This window comes from Streptomyces thermoalcalitolerans, from assembly GCF_039525155.1.
Taxonomy (GTDB): Bacteria; Actinomycetota; Actinomycetes; order Streptomycetales; family Streptomycetaceae; genus Streptomyces; species Streptomyces thermovulgaris.
Window position 1 is genome coordinate 1 of the sequence record NZ_BAAAHG010000091.1, and the last position, 9,859, is coordinate 9,859.

5 protein-coding genes are annotated in these 9,859 nt (G+C 70.2%); 1 reads left to right on the forward strand and 4 read right to left on the reverse strand.

Annotated elements, in window-relative coordinates:
• Window positions 1-16 precede the first annotated feature (16 nt).
• The gene (locus tag ABD224_RS28120; RefSeq protein ID WP_344054928.1) at window positions 17-850 is read left to right on the forward strand and encodes an ABC transporter ATP-binding protein; all 834 of its coding nucleotides are present in this window, start codon (window positions 17-19) and stop codon (window positions 848-850) included.
• 15 nt (window positions 851-865) lie between these two features.
• On the opposite strand, the gene ABD224_RS28125 is transcribed toward ABD224_RS28120, so the two are convergent.
• From ABD224_RS28125 to ABD224_RS28140, 4 genes are all read right to left on the reverse strand, one after another.
• Window positions 866-2,380, reverse strand: coding sequence for a hypothetical protein (locus tag ABD224_RS28125; protein ID WP_344054930.1), 1,515 nt, complete (start codon window positions 2,378-2,380; stop codon window positions 866-868).
• Window positions 2,381-2,563: 183 nt separating this feature from the next.
• Window positions 2,564-7,492, reverse strand: a complete 4,929-nt coding sequence (locus tag ABD224_RS28130; protein ID WP_344054932.1) for an NAD-glutamate dehydrogenase — start codon at window positions 7,490-7,492, stop codon at window positions 2,564-2,566.
• A 639-nt stretch (window positions 7,493-8,131) separates the two neighbouring features.
• Complete coding sequence (locus ABD224_RS28135) at window positions 8,132-8,803, reverse strand: HAD family hydrolase (protein ID WP_344054934.1); 672 nt, start codon at window positions 8,801-8,803, stop codon at window positions 8,132-8,134.
• Window positions 8,804-8,904: 101 nt separating this feature from the next.
• Window positions 8,905-9,420, reverse strand: coding sequence for a DUF6912 family protein (locus ABD224_RS28140; protein ID WP_344054936.1), 516 nt, complete (start codon window positions 9,418-9,420; stop codon window positions 8,905-8,907).
• Between the last annotated feature and the right edge of the window lie 439 nt (window positions 9,421-9,859).

Genomic DNA, 9,859 nt, shown 5'->3' on the forward strand with positions numbered 1-9,859 from the left:
GAGGAGAGGTACGGCCGTGGCTGAGGCGGACCGCGCACACGACCGGCGAGACGGCCGGCAGGATGACACGCAGCGCGTGCCCACCGTCATCGTCGACAACGTCGACATCGTCTACCGGGTCAACGGAGGCGGTTCCGGGCGCGGCAGCGCGACCGCCGCCCTCAACCGCATCCTGCGCCGCAAGAAGGCCGAGAAGGCCGCCGGTGTACGCCGGGTGCACGCGGTGAAGAAGGTCTCCTTCATCGCCTACCGCGGCGAGGCCATCGGCCTGATCGGCACCAACGGCTCCGGCAAGTCCACGCTGCTCAAGGCCATCGCGGGCCTGCTGCCGGTGGAGAACGGCAAGATCTACACCGACGGCCAGCCGTCGCTGCTCGGGGTGAACGCGGCGCTGATGAACGACCTGACCGGCGAGCGCAACGTCTACCTCGGCGGGCTGGCCATGGGCATGTCCCGCGAGGAGATCAAGGCGCGCTACCAGGAGATCGTCGACTTCTCCGGCATCAACGAGAAGGGCGACTTCATCTCCCTGCCGATGCGCACCTACTCCTCCGGCATGGCGGCCCGGCTGCGCTTCTCCATCGCCGCCGCGAAGAAGCACGACGTCCTGCTGATCGACGAGGCGCTGGCCACCGGCGACCGCAAGTTCCAGAAGCGCTCCGAGGAACGCATCCGGGAGCTGCGCGCGGAGGCGGGCACGGTCTTCCTGGTCAGCCACAGCAACAAGTCGATCCGCGACACCTGCGAGCGCGTGCTGTGGCTGGAGCGCGGCGAGCTGCGCATGGACGGGCCCACCGACGAGGTGCTCAAGGAGTACGAGGACTTCACCAACGGTCGCGCCAGGAAGTAGCCGGCCGGACCACGGTCACGGCACCACGGCGTACAGCACCTCGTCCCCCGGGCCCCGGGCCACCGCCCGCAGACCCGGGTCCCGCCCCGAGCCGCGCCCGTCCAGCACCCAGCGCACCCCGTACGCACGCAGGATCCTTCTGCGTGCGGCGGCCGGGGTGCCGCGTGCGTAGTAGTCCCGCACCGCCCGCTCGCGCCGGCGCTCGTCCGGCAGGAAGAAGTCCGGGTACCCGGGGGCGACGGTGTAGGGGCCGTAGGCCGGGATCATCCGGGAGGGGAACGTCCGCGCCATGACCACGTCCCCGTACCTCACATACGGAGTGATCCAGGAGTACCCGGTCCAGGGCGGGGTGTGACGGGCCGCGAGCACGCCCGGCAGCGCGGCGCGTCCGACGACGTATCCGAGCACCCCGGCCTGGGCCCACGCGCCCACGGCCAGTGCTCCGGCCAGCACCCACACCCAGCAGGTCCGCACGGCCCGCCGGCCGCCTCGGACCGCTTCGAGCGCGGCGGCGAGCTGGGCCGGGATCAGAGCGGCGGGCAGGGCGCGGCCCCAGGAGTAGTGACCGCCCGCGAAACCGGCCGCGCACACCGGCGCGCCCAGCAGAAAGAAGATCACCAGGGGGTCCCACCGGTCGCGCCGCCACCGCAGGACCAGGGCGGCCACCCCGAGCAGGGCCAGCCAGTAGCGGTCCGGGAAGTGCCCGTAGAGCGCCCGGTGCACCTCCTCCAGGTCGTCTCCGGCCGAGAACAGGGCGAAGAAGTCGTAGTACGGCCACAGCCGCAGCACCAGCAGGCCCAGCGCCGCCGCGGCGGCGCACCGCGGCCACAGCGTTCGCGCGGGCCGGGCGGAGAGCATCACGGCCAGGCCGCCCAGGGTGGCGACGAGCCCGGTGAACTGGTGGCAGAGCAGGATCACCGCCCACAGCACCCCGAGCCCCGCCCATGTCCGCCATCCGGCGGATGTGCGCAGCGCCCGGGTGAGCCACGCCCAGAAGTGGAAGGAGAGGCCGAGGGCGAACACGCTGGGGTACGACACCGTCAGCGCGAGGGAGTTCAGGGAGAGAAAGCCGCTCCAGTTGATGACGGCCGTCCCCCAGAGCAGGACGAGGCTCAGGGCGGCCAGGGCGGGCGCCGCCCGGTGTGCGCTGAGCGTCCCGACGTACCGCCACACCCCCGTCGCCAGCAGCACGAGCCCGGCGAGCGCGGCGCACCGCAGGACGACGAAGACCGACAGGCCGGCCGCCCGGGCGAAGCAGCCGAGCAGCAGCATCCACGGCGAGTAGTACGGGCTCGGGGTGTCCGCGTCGACGAGCGGGTTGCCGGGGTGGAGCAGGTTGTGCCGCAACCGCTCGACGGTCGCCGCGTGCATACCGAGATCGCCGGCCCAGGGCAGCCGGACGATCACCCCCAGCAGCAGGACGGCGAGGAGCGCGACCGCCGCCCAGGGCGCGACGGCCCGCCCCGGGGCGGCCGCCGGCCGGGGGGCGGCTCTGCCTCCGGGGGGCGCCTCAGCCGGCGCGGGACACATCGACCGGGAGGTTCGGAGTCACACAAAAATTTTTACCGTTATGTCGGGAATCGCCTCATATGAGAGGCGTAAGGGGGACCCCTGGACCCCCATGAGCAGGAGCGGACCCTATGAGCATGAGGGCGCCCCGGACCGGCCGGTCCGGGGCGCCCTCATGCTCATAGGGGTCTGCTCAGACGTGCGTCACGAGTGCGTGCGCAGCAGGGTCCGCATCGTCCGCATCGCCACCGACAGGTTGGCGAGGTCGAACGTCTCCGATGTGTGGATCTCCTCGAGCGTGGCCCGCGCCCGGGCGAGGATCGCCGCGTTCTTCTGCTCCCACACCTTGAACCGCTGCTCCGGTGTGGAGGAGCCGTTGCCCGCGGCCAGGACGTCCGCGGTCAGGGCCGCGTGCGTCGCGTACAGGTCCTCGCGGATCGCCGCACGGGCCATGGACTGCCACCGGTCGGCGCGCGGCAGCTCGATGACGCGGTCCATCAGCTGGGTGATGTTCAGACGGTCGGCAAGGTCGTAGTACACCTCGGCGACGTCCATCGCGTCCTTGCCCATGCGGTCGGCCACCGAGACGATGTCGAGCGCCGGGAAGACGGAGGAGAACCCCGCCACCCGTGTGGCCAGCTCGTCCGGCACGCCGGCGCCGGACAGCTCGTCGTAGACCTGCTGGTACCACTCCAGGTCCGCGCCCTTGAGCAGCTTGGGCAGCGCCGCCCAGACCTGCCCGACCCGGTCGGAGAAGAACTCGACGGTCTTGCCGAGCTCCAGCGGCTGCGGCCGGTTGTTCAGCAGCCAGCGCGTGCCGCGCTCGACCAGGCGGCGCGAGTGCAGCCGGATACGGGTCTGGACGTCGGCCGGGACCTTGTTGTCCAGCGCCTCGACCGCGTCCCACACCTGCGCCGACCGGAAGATCGCACGGGCCACCGTCTGCGCCCGGACGATCTCCTCCAGCGACGCCCCGGTCTCCTCCCGCAGACGGTGCAGATAGGTCGTACCGCCCGTGTTGACCGTGTCGTTGACCAGGACGGTCGTGGTGATCTCACGGCGCAGCGGGTGGTTGTCGATCTGCTCGGCGAACCGTTCACGCAGCGGGGTCGGGAAGTAGGCGTGCAGCAGGCTGCGCAGATACGGGTCGTCCGGCAGCGAGGTGCGCAGCAGCTCCTCGGCGACCGTGATCTTGGTGTACGCCAGCAGGACGGCCGTCTCCGGACCGGTCAGGCCGCGCCCGGCGCTGAGCCGTTCGCGGATCTGGCGGTCGGTGGGCAGGAACTCCAGCGCCCGGTCCAGGTGGCCCTCGCGCACCAGGTGCTTCATGAAGCGCTGCTGGGCGTGGAGCATGTCCTTGGACTGGGCCAGCGCGTTGGCGATCGCCGTGTTCTGCGCGTAGTTGTTGCGCAGCACCAGGGCGGCGACCTCGTCGGTCATCTCGGCGAGCAGCTTGTTGCGCTGCTTGACGGTCATGTCGCCGTCCGCGACCAGGCCGTTGAGCAGGATCTTGATGTTGACCTCGTGGTCGGAGCAGTCGACGCCCGCGCTGTTGTCGATGGCGTCGGTGTTGATCCGGCCGCCGTGCATCGCGAACTCGATCCGGCCCAGCTGGGTGAAGCCCAGGTTGCCGCCCTCGCCGACGACCCGGACCCGCAGATCGCAGCCGTCGACCCGGATGGCGTCGTTGCTCTTGTCGCCGACGTCGGCGTGGGACTCGGTGGACGCCTTGACGTACGTCCCGATGCCGCCGTTCCACAGCAGGTCCACCGGGGCCTTGAGGATCGCCTGCATCAGCTCGGCCGGGGTCATCTTGGTGACGCCGTCCTCGATGCCCAGGGCCTCGCGCATGTGCGCGTTGACCGGGATCGACTTGGCCGTACGGGGGAAGACCCCGCCGCCGGCCGAGAGCAGCTCGGTGTTGTAGTCGGCCCAGCTGGAGCGGGGCAGCTCGAACAGGCGGCGGCGCTCGGCGTAGGAGACGGCCGCGTCCGGGTCGGGGTCGACGAAGATGTGCCGGTGGTCGAAGGCGGCGACCAGCCGGATGTGCTCGCTCTGGAGCATGCCGTTGCCGAACACGTCACCGGACATGTCGCCGATGCCGACGACCGTGAAGTCCTGGGTCTGGGTGTCCACACCCAGCTCCCTGAAGTGCCGCTTGACCGACTCCCAGGCGCCGCGGGCGGTGATGCCCATGCCCTTGTGGTCGTAGCCCGCCGAGCCGCCGGAGGCGAAGGCGTCACCGAGCCAGAAGTCGTACGACTGGGCGACCTCGTTGGCGATGTCCGAGAACCGCGCCGTTCCCTTGTCCGCCGCGACCACCAGGTAGGTGTCGTCGCCGTCGTGCCGCACGACGTCCTTCGGGGGCACGACCTCGCCGGCCACCATGTTGTCGGTGATGTCGAGCAGCGCCGAGATGAAGGTCTTGTAGCTGGCGATGCCCTCCGCCATCCAGGCGTCCCGGTCCACGTTCGGATCGGGCAGCTGCTTGGCGACGAAGCCGCCCTTGGCGCCGACCGGCACGATGACGGTGTTCTTCACCATCTGCGCCTTGACCAGGCCGAGGATCTCGGTGCGGAAGTCCTCGCGCCGGTCGGACCAGCGCAGGCCCCCTCGGGCGACCTTGCCGAAGCGCAGGTGCACGCCCTCCACCCGCGGCGAGTACACCCAGATCTCGTACGCCGGACGCGGCGCCGGCAGGTCCGGGATGGCCTGCGGGTCGAACTTCATGCACACGTAGTCGTGGAGCCGGCCGTCCTTGTCCTTCTGGAAGAAGTTGGTGCGCAGGGTGGCCTTGATGAGGGTGAGGTAGGCCCGCAGGATCCGGTCCTGGTCGAGGGAGGCGACCTGGTCCAGGGCCGCGTCGATCTCCTCGAGCAGCGCGTCCACCAGCTCGTTCCCGGCGCTCTGGCGGTCCGGCGACATCCGCGCCTCGAACAGGGAGACGAGCAGCCGGGTGGTGTGGACGTTGTGGCGGAGGGTGTCCTCCATGTAGTCCTGGCTGAAGGTCGAGCCCGCCTGGCGCAGGTACTTGGCGTACGCGCGCAGCATCATCGCCTGCCGCCAGGTCAGTCCCGCGGACAGCACCAGGGCGTTGAACCCGTCGTTCTCCGCCTTGCCCGTCCAGACGGCGGCGAAGGCGTCCTGGAAGCGCTCACGGGTGTCGTCGCCCAGGTACTCGCCGCTGACCTCCTGGGGCATGCGCAGACCGAAGTCGTAGATCCACGCCGTGGTGCGGTCCGCGCAGCGCAGCTCGTACGGCCGCTCGTCGATGACCTCGACGCCGAGCCGGCTCAGCACCGGCAGCACGGCGGACAGGGAGACCAGGCCGCCCTTCTGGTACATCTTGAAGCGGCGCTCGTCGGGAGCGGCGCCCACCGGCTCGTACAGGCTGAGGACGAAGGTCCTGTCCTCGTTCAGCTGGTCGAGGTTGACCAGGTCGGCGACCGCGGCGCGCGGGGTGTGGTCGGCCTTGTAGCCCTCGGGGAAGGCGCCCGCGTAGTGGCGCAGCAGCTCCGCGGCGCGCTCCTCGCCCAGCTCGACGACCAGTGCCTCGGAGAAGGCGTCCTCCCAGGAGCGGGCGGCCTCGGCCAGGCGGGCCTCGATGCGCTCCCTGTCGCTGTCGGACAGCTGCGGCAGCTGGGTGCCCCGCGGTACGCGGACGACGAAGTGCAGCCGGGAGAGGACCGACTCGGTGTTCCAGGCGGTGAAGTCGACGCTGGTGCCGCCCAGTTCCTCCTTGAGGATGTCGATGATCTTCAGGCGCACGGCGGTGGTGTACCGGTCCCGCGGGAGGTAGACGAGGGCCGAGTAGTAGCGGCCGTACTCGTCCTTGCGCAGGTACAGGCGCAGCCGGCGGCGCTCCTGCAGCTGGAGCACCGAGGTGGTGATCGACTGCAGTTCGTCGACCGGGATCTGGAAGAGCTCGTCGCGCGGGTAGGTCTCGAGGATCTGCAGCAGATCGCGCCCGTCGTGGCTGTTGGGCGAGAGGCCGGAGCGCTCGAGCACCTCGTCGACCTTGCGCCGGATGACCGGGATCCGGCGCACCGACTCGGTGTAGGCGGCGGACGAGAACAGGCCGAGGAAACGGCGCTCGCCGACGACCTCGCCCTTGTCGTCGAACTTCTTGACGCCGATGTAGTCCAGGTAGGAGGGCCGGTGGACGGTGGCCCGGCTGTTGGCCTTGGTCAGCACCAGCAGCTTGTGCTCGCGTGCCTTGGCGCGGACGTCGGCGGGCAGCCGCTCGAAGGAGGGGCTGACCGGGCGGCCGTCGTCACCGGCGTGCGGCGCGTCCGCGCGCAGGATGCCCAGACCGGTGCCGGGCAGAGGAGTCAGGGAGTCGTCGTCGCGCAGCTGGTACTCGCGGTAGCCGAGGAAGGTGAAGTGGTCGTCGGCCAGCCAGTGCAGCAGCTCACGGGCCTCCTCGACCTCCCACGCGCGCACGTCGTCGGGCAGGGACTCGTCGGGCAGTCCCTCGGCGAGCCGGATCGCCGCCTCGCGCATCTTCCCCCAGTCCTCGACGGCCTCGCGGACGTCGGACAGCACCCGCAGCAGCTCGGTGGTGATGCGCTTGAGGTCGTCGCGGTCGGTCTCGCGGTCGATCTCGACGTGGATCCAGGACTCGACGAGCGCGTCCTGCGGCAGCGGCTCGCCGGGCGACGCGTCGGGCAGCACCTCGATGAGCTTGCCGGTGACGTCCCGGCGCACCACGAACTGCGGGTGGATGACGACGTGGATGCCCCGCCCCTGCCGGGTCAGCTCGTTCGTCACGGAGTCCACGAGGAAGGGCATGTCGTCGGTGACGACCTCGACGACGGAGTGGCTGCAGGTCCAGCCGTTCTCCTCGACGGTCGGGGTGTGGACCCGGACATTGGCCGTGCCCTGCGGGCGGTTCTCGGCCAGACGGTAGTGGGAGTGGGCGGTTCCGAAGACGTCGACCGGGTCGCGGTCCATCAGGTCCTCGGGGGCGGTGTGCAGGTAGAAACGCTGGAGGAAGGCGAGGACGGAGTCCCGGTCCGGGGCACCCTCGCCCGTCCGCCCGACCGAAAGGTGTCCCCCGGTCGGACTGTTCTCGGCTACCCGAGCGGCCCTTGCGAGCAGCTCGGCCTTGGCTTCGTCCAGCTTGGTCTGCATGATCCTCTGGCTCCTGTCGCGCGCCGTTGCGTGACGTAGAAGGAAGTACGGTCTCCGCCCTTTCGGCGTGACGCCTCGGACCGGGGTGTCCGGCCTACTCCGACGCTATGCCTGGGGGTGGGATGAGCGGGGGGACATCCGTCACTTTCGACGCGCCTGAGGGGTGTGACGCTGCTCTCCACTGCTGCGTCGGTGCCCGGAGTCGTTGTGGCGTCCTGGGGGCCGTCGTGCCCGTTTCCCACCCGCACAGAGGGATCAGCGGTCGCCGCCCGGACACGGAGACGGTCCGCGCTCACCGGACACACAGCGGAGGCGACGGTGCCCCCGCGAGCCATCGCGCTGATCACGCCACCAAGGCTATCCCTCTTCACAGGGTGCCCGTCATGAGCCGTATGTGTACAAAACCGGGGGCAGAAGTTTGACGTTCTGCACAGGAGCCGTGAAGACGAAAGCGATGTATGGTCGCTTGCCCGCTTCGACTGTCTCTCCCTTTATTTTCTCCCTTTTCTGTTTTCTCTCCTTTCTCCTCACCCTCCCTTCCCTCTCCCCTTCCCTGCTCCCGCTCTCTCCTTCCCCCCTTTGTTTTTCCGCTCCGTTCTCGTCAGCTCTCGTCAGCTCTCGTCCGTTCGGCGTCCGTTCTCACCCCATGACGAGGCGATGGGCCTCGGCGACCGCCTCGTGGAGGGTGTCCACCACCGGCGCACCGGTCTTCTCCAGGCTGGCCCGGCTGTGCGAGCCGCCGGTGTAGAGCACCGCCCGGGCCCCGGTGTACCGCGCGGCCAGCGCGTCGTCCGCGGCGTCCCCGATGACCACCGTGCGCTCCGGGTCCACCCTCCCGGCGAGCAGGCCCAGATGCCGCTCCATGTGCTCGGCCTTGCTGCCGCCGGACGGCCCCCTCCGCCCGTCCACGCGCAGGAAGTGCGACTCGATCCCGAAGCCCCGTACCAGCGGGACGAGGTCCTCGTGCCCGTACATGCTCAGAAGCGACTGGCTGTGGCCGGCCGATCTCCAGCCGGTGAGCAGCTCCACCGCCCCCTCGGTCAGCGTGCAGCGGGTGCGGTGCTCGGCGTAGTACCGGTGGAAGACCTCGTCCATCACCTCCCACTCGGCCTCGGTGGGAAGCCGCCCCAGCAGGCGCTCGTAGAACTTCGGGATCGGTACGCAGTACAGCGCGCGGTACTGCTCCAGAGTGATCGGCTCCAGGCCGAGTTCGGCGAACGCCGCGTTCGTCGCTCCGACGACCGCGGCGTTGTCGTGGAAGAGTGTGCCGTTCCAGTCCCAGACGATGTGCGCCCCTGATGGTTTCCCCATGCCGAAAACGTACTAGCCGTCACCGACAATCAGGAGACCGCGGGCCGGGGACAGGCCCGGGATTCCGGGGGCTTTGAAAGCTCCGGGACCCCTGGGACTCTTCAGCTGTCGGACCCGACGAGCTGGGGGATCTCCTGCGTGGCGTACCACAGCAGCTCGTGGTCCTCGGCACCGTCCACGACGAACTGGGCGTCGTCGTCCCCCGCGTCCGCCGCCTCCAGGGCCTCGGCGGCGGCGGCCACGTCCGCCTCCGCGTCGTCCGCGTCGACGTGCACGGCGGCCGCCTTGCCCAGCGGCAGGGGGCCGGTCACCCGCACCTCGCCGAGCGCGGCGGGGTCGAGTCCGCGGTCGGGGTCGGACGCCGCCGTGTTGTCGGGGACGTCCACGGCGACCACGACCCGGCGGCGCGGTGCGCCCGGGTCCTTGGCCAGCAGTCGCAGGGAGGCGAGCGCGGCCCGGCTCAGCGCGGCGTACTCCAGCTCCTCGATGTCGTCGGAGAGGTACCACTCGCGCAGGGCGGGCGTCACAGCGTACGCGAGGACCGACTCCGCCCCGAGCTCTCCCGTCTTGTGCGCCTCGGCGAGACCGGAGAGGGTCAAAGGGACGTAGACACGCATGGCAGGCCGCTTTCGTGGTCGGAGTTTCGCCACCCGGACGGCCTTCAGGATACGTGCGCAAGCCTCCTTTCGAGTCCTGGCCACGCCCCCCGAGACGTCCACTCCGGGCCCCTCGCCTCACCCGGTGCGCCCTTGTTCTCCCAAGGGTCACGGTCCCCTCGCTCACTCTGATGAGTGAATTTGTCCGCCTCGCGACGCGCGTCGCGCCTTGCTTGCCGCCGCCGCGTTCTCCCCGTACAAGAGGCCCAACAGGAAGTTACTTCCCAGTAGGCACCGGAGTAAGCACCGGACGACCACATCGAACGGGGACTCATGAACAAGGTCATGACCAGGGCCCAGCGCCGCCCGGGCACCCGCCCGCCCGGCCGTCCCGACACCCGCCGCCCCGGCGTGTCTCCCTCGCGCAGCGTGACGCGGCCGAAGTCCATGGCCACGGTGG